At 66.7% G+C, this 16,290-nt stretch carries 12 protein-coding genes; 5 read left to right on the top strand and 7 right to left on the bottom strand.

Going from position 1 to position 16,290, the window contains the following annotated elements:
* Position 1 precedes the first annotated feature (1 nt).
* From J7500_RS11300 to epsC, 5 genes are all read left to right on the top strand, one after another.
* The gene (locus J7500_RS11300) at positions 2 to 754 is read left to right on the top strand and encodes a phytanoyl-CoA dioxygenase family protein (protein ID WP_294061804.1); all 753 of its coding nucleotides are present in this window, start codon (positions 2 to 4) and stop codon (positions 752 to 754) included.
* Positions 751 to 2,004 carry an MFS transporter gene (locus J7500_RS11305; RefSeq protein ID WP_294061805.1) on the top strand — a complete coding sequence of 418 codons (1,254 nt, stop codon included), beginning with the start codon at positions 751 to 753 and terminating at the stop codon, positions 2,002 to 2,004. The genes J7500_RS11300 and J7500_RS11305 overlap by 4 nt, the downstream gene beginning before the upstream one ends.
* 13 nt (positions 2,005 to 2,017) lie before the next feature.
* Positions 2,018 to 3,556 carry a sulfatase gene (locus tag J7500_RS11310; RefSeq protein ID WP_294061806.1) on the top strand — a complete coding sequence of 513 codons (1,539 nt, stop codon included), beginning with the start codon at positions 2,018 to 2,020 and terminating at the stop codon, positions 3,554 to 3,556.
* Between the two features lie 119 nt (positions 3,557 to 3,675).
* On the top strand, positions 3,676 to 5,913 hold the full coding sequence (locus J7500_RS11315) for a TonB-dependent receptor (protein WP_294061807.1): 2,238 nt from the start codon (positions 3,676 to 3,678) through the stop codon (positions 5,911 to 5,913).
* A gap of 66 nt (positions 5,914 to 5,979) precedes the next feature.
* Entirely contained in the window at positions 5,980 to 6,915 is a 936-nt protein-coding gene (gene epsC / locus J7500_RS11320) for a serine O-acetyltransferase EpsC (RefSeq protein ID WP_294061808.1), read from the top strand.
* Positions 6,916 to 7,869: 954 nt separating this feature from the next.
* On the opposite strand, the gene J7500_RS11325 is transcribed toward epsC, so the two are convergent.
* From J7500_RS11325 to kdpB, 7 genes are all read right to left on the bottom strand, one after another.
* A complete protein-coding gene (locus J7500_RS11325) occupies positions 7,870 to 8,235 on the bottom strand; it encodes an endonuclease domain-containing protein (RefSeq protein WP_367112981.1) in 366 nt (121 codons plus the stop codon).
* 245 nt (positions 8,236 to 8,480) lie between these two features.
* Positions 8,481 to 9,071 (bottom strand): hypothetical protein, encoded by a 591-nt coding sequence (locus J7500_RS11330; protein WP_294061809.1) that lies wholly within the window; start codon positions 9,069 to 9,071, stop codon positions 8,481 to 8,483.
* 116 nt (positions 9,072 to 9,187) lie between these two features.
* Positions 9,188 to 10,036: a CmcJ/NvfI family oxidoreductase gene (locus tag J7500_RS11335; RefSeq protein ID WP_294061810.1), complete on the bottom strand. Its 849-nt coding sequence runs from the start codon at positions 10,034 to 10,036 to the stop codon at positions 9,188 to 9,190.
* Positions 10,037 to 10,185: 149 nt separating this feature from the next.
* Positions 10,186 to 10,869: a response regulator transcription factor gene (locus tag J7500_RS11340; protein WP_294061811.1), complete on the bottom strand. Its 684-nt coding sequence runs from the start codon at positions 10,867 to 10,869 to the stop codon at positions 10,186 to 10,188.
* Positions 10,866 to 13,544 (bottom strand): sensor histidine kinase KdpD, encoded by a 2,679-nt coding sequence (locus J7500_RS11345; RefSeq protein WP_294061812.1) that lies wholly within the window; start codon positions 13,542 to 13,544, stop codon positions 10,866 to 10,868. Before J7500_RS11345 ends, J7500_RS11340 begins: the two co-directional genes overlap by 4 nt.
* A gap of 6 nt (positions 13,545 to 13,550) precedes the next feature.
* Positions 13,551 to 14,135 carry a potassium-transporting ATPase subunit KdpC gene (kdpC, locus tag J7500_RS11350; protein WP_294061813.1) on the bottom strand — a complete coding sequence of 195 codons (585 nt, stop codon included), beginning with the start codon at positions 14,133 to 14,135 and terminating at the stop codon, positions 13,551 to 13,553.
* A gap of 133 nt (positions 14,136 to 14,268) precedes the next feature.
* Entirely contained in the window at positions 14,269 to 16,284 is a 2,016-nt protein-coding gene (gene kdpB, locus J7500_RS11355; protein ID WP_294061814.1) for a potassium-transporting ATPase subunit KdpB, read from the bottom strand.
* Positions 16,285 to 16,290 lie beyond the last annotated feature (6 nt).

Genomic DNA, 16,290 nt, shown 5'->3' on the forward strand with positions numbered 1-16,290 from the left:
CATGCGCTTCGCCAGACAAGCGACGCAGTTCGCCGAACAGGGCTATGCCGTCTTCGAGCATGCGTTCGCGGGTGAGCACCTCGACCTTCTCCGCTCCCAGTGCGATGCCTTTGTCGCTCGGGAAAATGCGCGGATGGATGCAGCCGGCGTCGACGCGCTTGGCATCAGTCATCGGGGCAAGCGCTATTTCGCCAGCGAGTGCCAGCGCGAGCAGCCCGCTCTCAGGAAAATATTGTTCAGCCCGGTAATGGCCGAGGTCTGCCGCACGACGATCGGCGACATCGCCTATTTCTTCTTCGACCAATATGTCGTGAAGGCCCCCGAGGGCGGGCTGCCGTTCAGCTGGCATCAGGATTCGGGTTATGTCGTCGCTAACGGCGGGCCGCTCGACCATGCGCCCTACCTCACCTGCTGGTGCCCCCTCGATGACGCCACCGTCGAGAACGGCACTGTCCGTCTCGTGCCGGGAAGCCATTTGAACGGCATCGTCGACCATGCGCGCCGCGCCGACAGCAACGACCTCGCCGCAGAAGTCGACGAAGCCGAGAGCGTTGCGATCGAAGTGCCGGCCGGCAGCATCGTCGCCTTTTCGAGCCGCGCGCTCCACGCGACCGGCGCGAACCGCACCGACAGGCCGCGACGCGTCTATCTTGCGCAATATACAGTCGAGGCGATGCTCAATCCCGGCACCAGGCAACTGCGGCGGAACGCGATCCCGCTGCTGCAGGGCGGCCGACAGGTGACGTTCGGATGACCCTGTCGCCCAAGCGCCGCTGGGCGCTGTTCGCACTGCTGCTGATGGCGGGTATCCTCAACCTGATCGACCGGCAGATCATCGCGGTGCTCAAGCCGGTGATCTCGGCCGATCTCGGCTGGAGCGACGACGATTATGGCACGCTCGCCGCCTGGTTCCAGGGCTCGGCGGCGTTCGCATTCCTGATCACGGGCTGGATCGCCGACAAGGCAGGCGTCAAATGGGCCAACGCGCTCGGCGTCTCTGCCTGGAGCGTGGCAGCAATTGCCCATGCCTGGGCGGCAACCATGGGCCAATTCGCGTTCGTACGCGCGGCGCTCGGCGCCACCGAGGCCATGGGCACGCCGAACGGGATCAAGACCATCGCGACGATCTTCCCGCCCGACCAGCGCTCGACGGGCTACGGCATCCTGAACGCCGTAGGAAGCATCGGCGGCATCCTCGCGCCGCTGCTGATCCCGCTGCTCGCCGCATTCTACGGCTGGCGCTCGGCCTTCATCATCGCAGGCGCCGCCGGGTTGGTGTGGGCGATCCTGTGGCTGTGCGCGGTGCGGGGGATACGCTTCGGCGACGAAGGGGACCCTTCCGCCACACCGCACGGGGCCCCGGCCTATGGTCCGCTCCTGCGGGAACGCCGCACCTGGACGGTTGCCGGAGCCAAGGTGCTCTCGGACGCCACCTGGTGGCTGATGCTGTTCTGGATGCCCGACTTCTTCCACCGGCAATTCGGCCTCGCCGGCACCACGCTGGGTCCTCCCCTGGCCGTCGCCTATACCGGCGCAGCAATTGGCGCGTTGGTGGCCGGCACGATCGCAAGCCGCCTGTTGGTGCGGGGGCGCGAGCTCGACCGGGTGCGCAAGGGGACGATGCTGGTCTCCGCGCTCGCGGTGGTGCCGGTGCCGCTCGCGCTCTTCACCACCGAACTCTGGGTAGCGACCGCAATCCTCGCGCTCACCATGGCGGGACACCAGGCCTTTTCGGCAACCTTGTTCGCTACCATCGCGGACATCACGCCGGGCGCCAAGGTGGGGCGGGTGACTGCGTTCGGGGCGTTTTGCGGCAATCTCGGCGGCATGGCGATCGTCAAGATCGCAGGTCTCGTGCTCGCGGCCGGGCTCGGCTACCTGCCGATGTTCCTGTTCGCGGCCATCTCTTATTTGCTCGCGCTCGGATGGATCCAACTGCTGCTTCCCCGCATCCGCCGCGCCGAGCCCCACGAGAATCTCGCCGGATTGGCGATTGCGCATTGAAGAGGATCGTTCGATGACCGACGAAATCGATCGCCGCGGCGTGCTGCTCGCCGGAAGCGGCGGCGCCTTCAGCCTCTATAGCTGGGCGGCCGCGGCGCAGCAGGCCAAGCCCAAGGACCTGCGACTCAAACGCATCCCGGGCGTACGGCCGAAGAACATCCTCGTCGTGCTGACCGACGATCACCGCTATGACGCCATGGGCTTCATGAAGGCGCAGGATTTCGGCGACACGCCGACGCTCGACCGGTTGGCGGCCGAAGGCGTGCATTTCAGAAACGCTTTCGTCACCACCGCGCTCTGCTCGCCGTCGCGTGCATCGATCTTCACCGGCCTCTTTGCGCATCAGCATCGCGTCGTGGACAACAACCACCCGATCCCGCCTGGCCTCACCTTCTACCCCGAATATCTCCAGCGCGCCGGCTATGAGACGGCCTTCATCGGCAAATGGCACATGGGCGACGAAGGCGATGCACCGCAGCCGGGCTTCGACCACTGGGTAAGCTTCAAGGGGCAAGGAACCTATCTTCCAAGCGCTGAGGGATTGAACGTCAATGGCAACAAGGTTGCGCAGAAGGGCTATATCACCGACGAGCTGACCGACTACGCGCTCGAGTGGATCGGCCAACGCGGTCGCAAGCGGCCCTGGATGATGCACCTCGCGCACAAGGCAGTGCATTCGGAGTTCATCCCCGCCGAACGCCATAAGGGCCGCTACGCCAACGAGACCTATCGCTACCCGAAGACAATGGCGGCGGGCGTGCCGGGCAGGCCGATGTGGGTCGAGAACCAGCGCAACAGCTGGCACGGCGTCGACTTCCCCTATCACTCGACGCTCGACGTCGCCGATTATTACAAGCGCTACATGGAGACGCTGCTCGCCGTCGACGAAGGGCTGGCGCGCATCCTCGACCTGCTCGAGCGGCGAGGCGAACTCGACGACACGCTGATCCTCTACATGGGGGACAACGGCTTCATGTTCGGGGAGCACGGGCTGATCGACAAGCGCGCAGCGTACGAGGAATCGATGCGGATTCCGATGATCGCGCGCTGCCCGTCGCTCTTCGGCCATCGCACCGTCGAGCAGGTCGTCGCCAACATCGACGTCGCCCCCACCATGCTCGCCGCCGCCGGGCTCGAGGCGCCGGCCGGGCTGGCAGGAGCGAACATGCTCCCCCTGGCCCAGGGCCGCCAGGTGCCGTGGCGCAGCGAGCTCCTCTACGAATATTACTGGGAGAGAAACTTCCCGCAGACTCCCACGGTCCACGCGCTGCGCGAGGACAGGTACAAATATATGCACTTCCACGGCATCTGGGACCTGGACGAGCTCTACGACCTGCAGGCCGACCCCCAGGAGAGCGACAACCTGCTCGCGCGCCCGGGCCATGAGGCGCTGGCCGAGCGAATGAGCGCCAGCCTGTTCCGGATCCTGGAGGAGACGGGCGGCATGCAAATTCCGCTCAGCCCCGATGCCGGAGAGCGCAACGAATTGCGCGACCCGCAGGGGCCAAAGGGCGCGCCCTTCCCGCCCCGCTTTCTCCGGCCGGCCCGATGAAGCAGCGCCGCACCCGAGCGAAGCAAAAGTTTGTTCACCCACTAAACTGGTAGGATATTCTTCCCTTCCGGCCGTCAAAAGGGAAGAATATGCTGTCGAAGTCGATACAAGCTACGCTGGTGCGCGCGCTCCTTCTTGCAGGCACGGCGCCGGTTGCGGCGGCCGCCGCCCAGGCACAGGATGCGCCCCGGGCGGAAACGGCGGCGCGGGAGAGCGACGAAATCGTGGTGACCGCGCGTTTCCGCGAGGAATCGCTCGCCGACGTGCCCATCGCCATTACTGCGCTCAGCGGCGAGGATCTCGCCTCGAGGAACCTCAACACGCTGCAGGACATCGCGCAGACTGTCCCGACCGTCGACTTCCGCACTGGATCCTCGAACAAGGATCGATCGATCTTCATCCGCGGTATCGGCACGATCACCACATCGCCGGGAGTCGAGCCGTCGGTTGCGACGGTCATCGACGGCGTCGTGCTTTCGCGGCCCGGCCAGGCGACGCTCGACCTGGTCGATGTCGAGCGGATCGAAGTGCTGCGCGGCCCGCAGGGGACGTTGTTCGGCAAGAACGCGTCGGCCGGCGTGATCAACATCGTCTCCAGAGCGCCGACGCAGGAGCTGAGCGTCAATGGCCAGTTCGGCTATTATGAAGGCGACGAATATCGCGTGCGGCTCGGCGCGTCCGGACCGATCGCCAAGGACCTGTCCTTCGCGCTGACCGGCCTGTTCGCAAACTATGACGGCAATGTTCGCAACCTCGACACCGGCGAGAACGTCAACGGCTACAAGCGCCGCGGCGTGCGCGGAAAGCTGGTATACGAACCTGCTGCGGACCTGCGTTTCACGCTCGCCGGCGACTATGTCTACAGCTTCGAGAACGTGCCGACGGGCATCTTCCGCTCGACCGATCGCGTCGCCTTTCCGAGCGGCACCGTAACGCCCAATCCGGCGCTGGCGGCCTTGCTGGCCGCCGACGGCATCACGCCGGGGCCGAACAACACCGAAGTGCGCCCGAGCTTCGACGCGGACGTGCGCGACAAGAATTTCGGCGCGTCGTTCACGGCGGAGATCGGGCTGGGCGAGCACCAGCTCACCTCGATCTCGGCGTGGCGCAAATGGCGCAATCGCCAGCACCAGGATTGGGATTCGACGGGCACGGTGACCCCCGCGATCGCGCGCGGCGAGGATGTCGGTACCGTCGATGCCGACCAGTTCTCGCAGGAACTGCGGCTGACATCGCCGCGAGGCGGGTTCATCGATTACGTGGTCGGCCTCTATTATTTCAAGGCGATCGCCCGCGAACGCTACCAGCGCGACGTGACGCAGATCGTCGGGGGCGCGCCGGTCGATAACCAGGGCGTCGCCAACTACCGGACGGAACTCGACAATTATTCGGTCTTCGGCGAGGCGAATCTAAACTTCACGCCGCAGTTCCGCGGCATCCTCGGCGCACGACTGATCCACGACGATCTCGCCTATCGTCACGCCCGCGTGGCAACGACGGCAACCGGCGTCCCCGGAATCCGCCCCTCGTTCGCCAGCAGCGGCGACACCAGCGCCACCGACTACAGCCTGCGCGCCGGCCTCCAATATGAACCGAGCGAATGGGTCAATCTCTACGCCACCTATTCGCGGGGCTATAAGGGGCCGGCATACAACGTCTTCTTCAACATGCAGGCGTTCGACGTCGAGCCGCTCGCCCCCGAGACATCGGACAGCTACGAGATCGGCCTCAAGGCCAGCAGCCCCGATCGCGTCGCCTCGCTGGGCCTGGCGCTGTTCCTCACCAAGTTCCAGGGCTTCCAGGCAAATTTCCAGGACACGTTTCTGGGCTCGCTCGTCACGCGGCTCATCAACGCAGGCGAGGTCTCCTCGCGGGGCATCGAAGGCGATCTGACGCTGCGCCCGGCTCGCGGCCTCTCGCTGTCGGGCAGCCTCGCCTATACCGACGCGCAGATCGACGATTTCCTGTGCCCGGCCTCGGCGGGCGGGGCGTGCGCGAACGTCAACGGGCAGCCCCTGCCCTTTGCGCCGAAATGGAAGCTCCACCTGGACGGAAGCTATACGATTCCGCTGTCCGAGAGCCTCGGCCTCGAGCTCCAGACCGACTATAGCTGGAAGGACGAAACCCAATATTCGATCACGCAGACCCCTGACACGATCCAGCCTGCCTATGGCATCTGGAACGCTTCGATCGCGCTGGTGCACGAAGGGAAGTGGCAGGTCCGAGGCGTGGTCAAGAACATATCGAACACGCATTACTCGCCGTTCATTTCCTACGGCGCGGTCGCCGGCGTCTCGCGCTTCGTGCCCCGGGACAACGACCGATATTTCGGCGTGAACGCGAGCTTCGACTTCTGACGAGTTCGGGCGCGCGCTCCTCTCCCGCGCGCCCGAAACCCAACTGTCCAACGAAAGGGCCCGGGCATGGCCGAGGCAGCGATCGATTTCCCGCGCGAACTCGACAGCGTCGTCGAGGGATTGAAACAGGCGCGGCACGACTGGCGCGCAAGACATGCACGACACACCGAGCAGGGTATCGAGTTCCCGTCGCGTCGTGCGCTCGCGCGCATCCTGCGCGAACTCGGCGCGGCGCTGTTTCCGCTGCGCCTGGGCCCACCGGAGCTCACCGCGAGCAACGAGAACGCCTGGGTGGCCGCGACGCTCGAATCGACGCTGTCCCAGCTTGGTGCGCAGATCGGGCTCGAGCTCCGCATCGCCCGCGCGGGCATTGGCAGCGTCGAGGAAGGGCGCGAAGCGGAGCGCATCGTCGGGGCATTCGCGGCCAGCCTCCCGGAGCTGCGCCGCGCCCTCGATGCCGATGTCGAAGCGGGCTATGCGAACGATCCCGCGGCGCGCAGCGTCGATGAGGTGCTGCTCTCCTATCCTTCGATCGGAGCGATCATCCACCATCGCATCGCGCATCGGCTGCATCAGCTCGGCGCACCCCTGACCGCTCGCGTCATCGCCGAGGTGGCCCATGGCGAAAGCGGCATCGACATCCACCCGGGCGCGCGGATCGGCCGCAGCTTCTTCATCGGCCACGGGACCGGAATCGTGATCGGCGAGACCGCCGTGATCGGGGATCGCGTCCGTGTCCATCAAGGCGTGACGCTGGGGGGCGAACCGATCGCCGCCGGAACCGCGCAGGACGGCGTAGCCGGGGTACGCCGCCATCCCGATATCGGCGACGACGTCGTGATCTTTGCCGGCGCCGTGCTGCTTGGCCCGATCACCGTGGGGAGGCGCTCGCGCATCGGCGGCAACGTCTGGCTCCGGCAGGACGTCCCGCCCGACAGCTTCGTCGAGACGAACGGCACCAGGATCGGCGTGGCGGGCGACGTCCAGGTCGCGAACCCCTAAACGACCGCTTTCGGCGCAAGGGGCTGAACGGCCGGGATCGGTGGAAAGCGGCCGCTACGGACTGGCCGTCTATCGCCCAATTGTTGAATTGATTGGACCTACGGGAGACGCTTACAAGTAGCTGATGAGGGTGCATCATCCGCAGGCGTTCGCGCCAATCGCCGGATTGATACTGGTGTCGGCATGTGGCGGTTATGATGCGTCGGAATACCGGTCTGCCGCTACTTGCCTAGCCAACGAGCTAGCGTGGCATCGGTTCGTCGATCAGCAGACCGAACCAGCCTTGATGCTGCCCGAAGATGGCAACCGCGTTCAAATTCTCCGTGCACGAACACTCGCAGCGGGCCGCGACCTTGGGCTTTCATCAGACCGCATCGAGCGCGAGGTGCGAGCGGAAACATATGGAATGATCGACCGAGACAGCCGAGAAGGAGTGCAAACATCTGCTCTGCAGCGGGTCGAGAAAGCGCGTTCGTGCTTATCTACGCCGGGCGGGACAACTCGACTTTCGTGAGGTCCGCTATCGGGCGATAGTTGCCTCAGGAACACCTGCTTGTATTCGCGATCGCCTATCGATTGGCCGCCGAACCTACCGCTCCCCATAGACAGAGGCCAACGAGTAGGACGTTCCAAATCGCGGCCGTCCAAAACCACACCGGTTGAGCCTTGCGCTCAGCCGAGAGGTTGAGCCCCTTGGTAATCGGCTCCATGGCGCCGCTGCGGAATCCGTTGATCGTGACCCAGGCCACGTAGGCTGCCATAGCTGTGAAGAGCACTGGGAGCATCATGCTCGGAACATGCCATCGCTTACCCATATCCGCAATCAGGGGGCAGCAAGGGCGCCCCGCTATGGCCGCTATCGGGGCGTTTCCTGCCGGTCCGCTCTATGGGCGTCCCTTTCCAGCTCGAAATGTCCGAGATCGGGTGGGAAGCGGGCGTTCAGCGATAGCGCGGTCATCTTTCTCTCCCCTCCCTGGAAGGGAGGGGTTGGGGGTGGGTGCCGCCGAGGCACTCGGCGGCTTTTTCCAGAACGTGGAGAGTGGCGCCATCGGGATTGGCAAGCACGTCCGAATTCCACAGGCGAATGACCGTCCAGCCTTTCGACTGGAGATAGGCGGTCCGGCGCGCGTCCCTTTCAACTGAATCCAGATGCTGGCTGCCGTCGAACTCCACAGCAAGCTTGGCCTGCCGACAGGCGAGATCGATGATGAACGGTGCCTCGACCAGCTGCCGCGTGAAGGCTGGCCGGAAACGCGAGATGCGGTGCCAGACGGCGAGTTCGGCGGGCGTGGAATTGTTGCGCAGCGCGCGCTCGGGCAGTCAGGCGCGGATCGATGCGACGCTGCATGCGGCGAGGTTAGCGTGGCTTCGCTTCGCTCGCCAACCCACCCCCAGCCCCTCCCTTTCAGGGAGGGGAGCCTTGTTGTCCGCAATTGGGGCGTTAGCCGCCGGACAGCTTTTCGTGCCGCCAACTCGCTGCCGATGTACGGGATTGCGTGGAGGCGCCATTCGGCCTTCGAATATCGACCGTCGGAGTTCCAGACGCGATTGCGACGGTTCGCGGATCAATTGAAGAGGATTGCTCCGAGCCCTGCGAGGACGATGCCAAGGACGAAGCATGACGCCGGGATGGCGAGGAAGATATAAAGGGCTTGGGACGATCGCCGCGGTGGTTCAATCGCAAGTCCGGCCTTCGCCTGCCTGAGAGCCCTCAGTATGTCCTCGGCCCGGCTCGAATATCCCTCGGCCAGAATGATGACTCTGCCGCCGGCACGAAGCGGCAAAACGATGGAACGAGCGGCGCTCTTGCCGCCAAGCAGCCGTATCTCAGGCTCCCCCAGCGTCGCCCACAGGTGATGCTGCCGTCTTCCAGCCATGATTAAATCCAGACCTGCCGGTGTCACCGTCAGGAGGTCCGGCTTCGCCATCCGCCGCAGTGTAAGAAGTTGGAACCAGATGAAAACAGCCACGACGAGCGTTACGAGCATCCCGCCGGCGAGAATGCGCGGTGTCGTGCCGGCGTTGCTGCCAATTTCAAAAACCAGCCCGATCCAGAGAAGTCCGAAGGGCAGAATGAACGCCAAATTCATGATGGCCTGCGGGACGAGCTTCAACCTGCTTCCAGAAAATGTAACCGCTGGCGTCGATTGAATCATCGTGATCGCCTAGCCGGCCGCCGATTAGAGAAACGTTACCGCCTGATCGTCCGCTATCGGGGCGCTTGCCGCCGGGCTGCTTTCATGAGTCCACGGCCCAGGACTTCCGATGGCCGTCAGTCCCAGAAGGCCATGGTACGGAACTCGATGCTCTGCCGCGGCGGCGTTCCGGCCGGCGTCGACGGGTCCTCGAAGCCGCTATGCGGCGTGAAGCGGGCCACCGATTCGTCCGAATCCCAGCACTTGATCAGGATCGTCTCTTCCGGCCCCAGATCGGGAACGTAGAGCCAGCGCTGGGACGGGTTCCAGGCGACGCCATAGGTTTCGCCGCGGCGATGCTGGAAAATGAGATCGGTGGCGATCAGATCCTCTGGCCGGAACGTCGAGGCGTCGCCCAACGCGAGCGGCCAATCGCGCGCAGGATAGGCGATCGGGCGCCAGACATTGATGATCGCCGCGCGCCGGGCGAGCAGCGCCTCGGCCTGGCGGCCCATGATCTCGCGGACGCGCTTGGGGCCCGACCAGACCGTCTGATCGACATGCACTCGAAGCGCAGGCTGGCGCGGCTGGCCGGGCTCGCGATCGTTCACGTCGACGCTCCGGCGCCGCAGCGTGTGATCGAACACCACGACCCGCGATGCACCGGTGACCTCACGCACCAGTTCCGCGGTTTCGGGGTGCCCCAGCGCGAGCGTTTGCGCTTCGTCCCAGAAATCGCCGACCGCGCTCGGCCGGGTCGCCACGGCAAAGCCCTCGACATCGAGGCTGAGTTGATCGGCGAACGGACGCGCGTTCTCGAGCCGAACGCTGCGCGCGCGATACTCCCCGCGCATTTGCGGTACGCCCTCCGGCGGCTCGCCGGCATAGGCATAGGGTTTGTCCGGGCCCCGCTCGGCGAAAGTCAGCATGGCCTCGACCGAGCGCGGCGGCAGCGGGTTCGCATCAACGGCAAGAGCTAAAGACATGGTCACCTCGCGATTGCGTCCACGCGGAATATGGCTGATGACGGGCCTTGTTTCTGCCCCTCCGCAGCGCAAAATTCGCGGCGGAAGTCATAAGCTTTCCTTATGAATGGAGGCTTCGGAGGAACGCCCCTCGGCAGTAGCCGTCCCGCTCACACGATCAGCCGGTAACCCACCCCCGGCTCGTTGCGGATGAGCGACGGGCGGGCCGGGTCCGCCTCGAGCTTCATGCGCACCCCGCGCGCGGCGACGCGGAGATATTCGACGTCGTTCTCGTGGCCGGGGCCCCAGACGCTTCGCAGCAGCTGCGCGTGCGTGACGACGCGACCGGGGTGCCTGGCAAGCTCGCGCAGGAAACCGAACTCCTTCGGCGTCAGATGGACTTCGTCGCCGCCGCGGCGGATGAGCCGGGCGCCGAGGTCGATCTCGACGTCGCCCACGCGGACCACTTCATTGTCCGCCTCGGCGCGGAGCCGGTGGCGCAGCGCGGTGCGCACGCGCGCCAGCACTTCCTCGGTGTCGAAGGGCTTGGTGACATAGTCGTCGGCGCCGAGATCGAGCGCCGTCACCTTCTGCTCGGTGGCCTCGCGCGCGGAGACGACGATCAACGCCGCGCCGGCTGCCTTGACCTGCGGCACGATCTCGAGCCCGTCGCGATCGGGCAGGCCCAGGTCGAGCAGCACGCCGTCGGGCTTGTCGATCTGCAATCCGTTCAGCGCCTCGCGCGCCGAAGCGGCCTCGACCACGGCATAGCCGGCGCGTTCCAGCGCGGTGCCGAGCAAGCGGCGGATCGCCGGCTCGTCGTCGACGACCAGAAGCTTGGCCTGTCCGCTCATTCCCCGCCCCCTCCCTTGACCAGCGACGCCTCCGGGAAGCGGAGCGTGAAACGGGCACCCGCCGCGTCGTCGCGGTTGGCGGCCTCTACGCGCAGTCCCATCGCCTCGGCAAAGCCCTTCACGATCGCAAGCCCCAGCCCGGTGCCGCCCTTGCGGTCCGAGCCCTCGATCCGCGTGAAGGTCTCGAAGATGCGCGCTTCCTCGCCCATGGGGATGCCGGGACCTTCGTCGAGCACCGAGAGAGTCATGCCGTCGGGCAGCCTCCGCGCGCTCACCGTCACCGGCGTTCCGGGGCTGCCGTATTTGCCGGCGTTCTCGAGCAGGTTGATCAGGCAATGGTGGAAGAGTTGGGGATCGACCCTCACCAGCGGGAGCTCGGGGGAAACGTCGAGGTGAATGGGGCGGCCCTCAAGCGCGTGCCGCAGGTCGTGGACTGCCGTCGCCACCGCGTCGGTCAGATCCACCGGCTCGGTCGAAAGGCGCAGCACCCCTGCCTCGACCCGCACCATGTCGAGCAGGTTCGCGACGAAGCGATTGAGCCGCTCCGCCTCGGCTTCCAGCAGCGTGACCTGGGCGTCGTTGCCCGCACCCGCGGCGCGCAGCTCGCGGATGGTGCCGAGGATCGTCGTGAGGGGCGTACGCAGATCGTGGCTGACCGAAGACAGCAGCGCCGCGCGCAGACGGTCGCGCTCCTTGAGCTGGGACACGGTCGCCATTTCCTCGACCAATGCGATGCGCTGCAGCGCGAGCGCGGCCTGGTCGAGCAGGCTGAGGAGCAAAGGCAACTGGTCCGAGCGGATCGGTTCTCCCGCGTCCTCCCGCGCCAGCCCCAGCACGCCCAGCACCGTGCCGCCCGCCGCAAGCGGGTGGAACAGCCATTCCGAGGCCGTGAGCGTGTCCGACCCGCGCCCGGCGGGCTGGCCATTGTCGAACGCCCAGCGCGCCGCCGCCTGCTCGATCGCGTCGAGCCGGTCGTCGGGAGGAAAAGCCGCGCTCACCGCCAGCTGGCCGTCGTCCGGTGTCAGCAGCACGGTGTTCACGTCCAGCAGCCGCGACACTTCGGCACATAGCGTCTGGCCGAGCTCGTCCTGGGTGCTGAGCCCGGTGAGGATGCGCGCGAAGCCCGCGAGCGACGAGTTCTGGGCAGCGCTCCGTTGCGCCAGATCGGCCTGCGCACGCACGCGCGACGCGAGCTGGCTGGCGAAAATGGCGACGCCGAGCAGCACCAGGAAGGTGATGATGTTCTGCGGATCCTGGATCGTGAAGGTGAAGCGCGGCGGAATGAAGAAGAAGTTGTAGGCGAGCGAGGACGCCAGGCCGGTGACGATACCCGTCCGCAGCCCGTAGCGCGTCGCGGCGACCATCACCGGAACGAGGTAGAGCAGGCCGGTGTTGGTGACGTTGCCGAACACGAAGATGCTCGTGCCCAGCACGGTGATCAGCGCGACCAGCAGGAGCGACACGGCATAGCCCTGCGGAGCGCCCCAGGGGCTGGTCCGGAGCGATTGGCGGGGCTCCGGTCGCGGCCGCGCCTTTTCCGCCGCCATCGGCAGCACCTGCACCGCCAGCCCCGGCGTCTCGCGCACCAGCCGGTCGACCACCGAGCCGTGGCGCAGCTCGAACCAGCGCGAGCGCGCCGACTTGCCCACGATCAGCTGCGTGGCCCGCGCCTCTGCGGCGAAGCGCTTGAGGCCTTCCACCACCGATTCCGCCGGCACGGTGGCAACGCGCGCACCCAGCTGGCTCGCCAGCTGGAGCGTGTCCGCGATGCGGCTGCGTTCGGCAGTGCCGAACTGGCCGGCGCGCGCGGTCTCGATATGCACGGCGGTCCAGGGTGCGCGGGCCGCATCGGCCATGCGCTTGGCGGCACGAACCAGCTCGGCCGCGCCGGGCAGTTCGCTCACCGCCACCACGATCCGCTCGCCGCCCGCCCAGGTGCCGGCGAGCGCATGGGCGCGGACATAGTCGAGCATCTGCGCATCGGCTGCCTGTGCCGCGCGCCGCAGCGCCAGCTCGCGGAGCGCCGAGAGATTGGACTTGGAGAAGAAGCTGCCGAGCGCCCGCGTCACTTCCTCCGGGATGTAGACCTTGCCTTCCTTCAGCCGCTCGATCAGCTCGTCGGGTGGAATGTCGACGATCTCGATTTCGGCATTTTCGAGCACGCGGTCGGGCAGCGTCTCGCGCACGCGCACCTTGGTGAAGGAGGCGACGACGTCGTTCAGGCTCTCGAGGTGCTGGATGTTGACCGTCGTATAGACGTCGATGCCCGCGGCGAGCAGCTCCTCGACGTCCTGATAGCGCTTGGGGTGCCGGCTTCCCGGCGCATTGGTGTGCGCGAGCTCGTCGACGAGCACGAGCTGCGGACGCCGCGCGAGGATCGCGTCGATGTCCATCTCGCCGAGCACGCGCCCCTGATAGTCGACCTGGAGGCGCGGCATGATCTCATGGCCGTGGGTGAGCGCCTCGGTCTCGGCGCGCCCGTGCGTCTCGACGATGCCGATCACGACATCGACACCCGCGCGCCGGCGCGCCATGCCTTCGCTCAGCATCTCGTAGGTCTTGCCGACCCCGGGCGCGGCGCCGAGGAACACCTTGAGTCGGCCGAGGCCCTCCTGCGCGGCGGCGCGCAGAAGAGCCTCGGGGGACGGCCGCAGTTCCGGATCGGTCGAGCTCACCGCGCCTTACTGCGCCCCCGCGGCGATCCGGTCGAGAGCCCGATTGAGCGCGAGCACATTCACGCGCGGCTCGCCGAGGAAACCGAGCAACGGCCGCTCGACATGCTGTTCCACCAGCGCACGTACCCGCGCCGGCTCGAGCCTGCGCGCGCCTGCCACGCGATCAACCTGCAAAAAGGCCGCCTCGGGGCTGATATGGGGATCGAGCCCCGAGGCGGAGGTCGTCACCAGATCGGCGGGGACCGATGTTCCTGGTGCTTTTCGGTTGGCCTCGACATCGGCCTTGACGCGATCGATCAGTGCCTGGCTGGTGGGGCCGAGATTGGAGCCATAGCTGTTGTCCGCCGCATAGCCGGCGCCGGCGGCAGAGGGGCGCGGGTGGAAATAGCGTGGAGAAACGAAGCCTTGGCCGATCAGCTCGGAGCCGATCACCCTGCCCCCTTCCCGGATCAGGCTGCCGTTGGCCTGGTGCGCGAACAGCGCCTGGCCGATCCCGGTCAGCACCGCTGGATAAACGAGGCCGAGCAGCGCCGCGAACAGGAACGTCAGCACGACGGTGGGCCGGATGGCGGAAGTGAAATCCTTGAGCATTGTCTTCGTCCTTCTAAGCCCCTCCCCTTCAGGGGAGGGGTGGGGGTGGGGCGTGTCAGTCTCACCGAGACCGAGGCCTGCGTGGACAGGCCCCACCCCAACCCCTCCCCTGAAGGGGAGGGGCTAGATTGCGTCAGGCCAGGCCCAGTCCGCTCACCAGCAGATCGATCGCCTTGATGCCGATGAAGGGCGCGACCAGACCGCCGATGCCGTAGATGCCCAGGTTGCGGGCAAGCAGCGGCCCTGCGCCGATCGGCCGGTACTTCACGCCCCTGAGCGCGAGCGGGACGAGGCACGGGATGATCAGCGCGTTGAAGATGATCGCAGAGAGGATCGCGCTCTCGGGCGAGCTCAGCCGCATGACGTTAAGCACGCCCAGCCCCGGATAGAGCGCGACGAACATCGCCGGGATGATCGCGAAATATTTGGCCACGTCGTTCGCCACCGAGAAAGTGGTGAGCGCGCCGCGCGTCATCAGCAGCTGCTTGCCCAGGCCGACGATCTCGATGAGCTTGGTCGGATCGCTGTCGAGGTCGACCATGTTGCCGGCCTCGCGCGCGGCCTGGGTGCCGGTGTTCATCGCCACGCCGACGTCGCTCTGGGCGAGCGCGGGCGCGTCGTTGGTGCCGTCGCCGCACATCGCGACCAGCCGACCGCCCTGCTGCTCCTCGCGGATCAGCGCGAGCTTGTCCTCGGGCGTGGCCTCGGCGAGGAAGTCGTCGACCCCCGCCTCGGCCGCGATCGCCGCGGCGGTGAGCGGGTTGTCGCCGGTGATCATCACCGTGCGGATGCCCATGCGGCGCAGCTCGGCGAAACGCTCGCGCACGCCCGCCTTGATCACGTCCTTGAGCGCGATCACCCCGAGCAGCCGCCTGTCCTGCGCGACCGCGAGCGGCGTCTGGCCGAGGCGCGCGATCTCGTCGGAGATCTTGCGCAACTCGGTCGCGGCAGGGGTCTCGCCCAGTCCGGGGTTCGCGCGCAGGATCGCGTCGACCGCACCCTTCTGGATCAGCGTTCCATCGGCGCGGATGCCCGAGATGCGGGTCTGCGCGGTGAAGGGGATGATCTCGGCCCCGTCCGGAAGCGCCTGGGTCGCGACATGATACCGGCCCTGCGCCAGCGCCACGACCGAACGGCCCTCGGGCGTCTCGTCGGCCAGGCTGGCGAGCAGCGCCGCGCGGGCGAGCGCATCGCTTCCGACGCCGGTTAGGGGACGGAATTCGCTCGCCTGGCGGTCGCCGATCGTGATCGTGCCGGTCTTGTCGAGCAGCAGCACGTCGATATCGCCCGCAGCCTCGACCGCGCGGCCCGACTTGGCGAGCACGTTGAAGCGCACCAGCCGGTCCATCCCCGCGATGCCGATCGCCGAGAGCAGCGCCGCGATCGTGGTCGGGATCAGCGTGATCAGCAGCGCCGCGAGGATCGCGACGGGGATGCTGCCGCCGGCATAGGAGGCGAAGCCGGGGATCGTCGCGACTGCGATCAGGAAGATGATCGTCAGCCCGACGAGCAGGATGGTCAGCGCGATCTCGTTGGGCGTCTTCTGCCGCTCGGCGCCTTCGACCAGCGCGATCATCCGGTCGAGAAAGCCCTGCCCCGGCTCCTGCGTCACGCGGACCTTGATCCGGTCCGAAATGACGCGCGTGCCCGCAGTCACCGCCGAGCGGTCGCCGCCTGCCTCGCGGATCACCGGCGCGCTTTCGCCGGTGATCGCGCTTTCGTTGACCGAGGCGACGCCTTCGATCACTTCGCCGTCGGCCGGGATCAGGTCGCCGGTCTCGACCAGCACTTCCTGCCCCCTGCGGAGCTGCGACGCGGCGATCGTGCGGCCGTCGGGCAGCCTGGCGGTAAGCTCGGACTTGGTCGCGCGCAGCGACGCCGCCTGTGCTCGCCCGCGCCCTTCGGCCAGCGCCTCGGCGAAGGTACCGAACAGCACCGTCAGCCACAGCCAGACGATCAACTGGAGCTGGAACGGGATCGACAGCGTCTCGCCGCCGATCGCGAGCAGCACGGTCAGCAGCAGCGCGACCACGGCGGTGGTGAAGAGCACCGGGTTCTTCACCAGCGCGCGCGGGTTCAGCTTGGCGAAGGCGTCGCCGATCGCCGGGACGACCAGCTTTGCCGAGAACATGGAGGATGCGGTTGTCATGAGAAT

The sequence above is a fragment of the Sphingomonas sp. genome (genome assembly GCF_017744835.1).
GTDB lineage: Bacteria > Pseudomonadota > Alphaproteobacteria > Sphingomonadales > Sphingomonadaceae > Sphingomonas.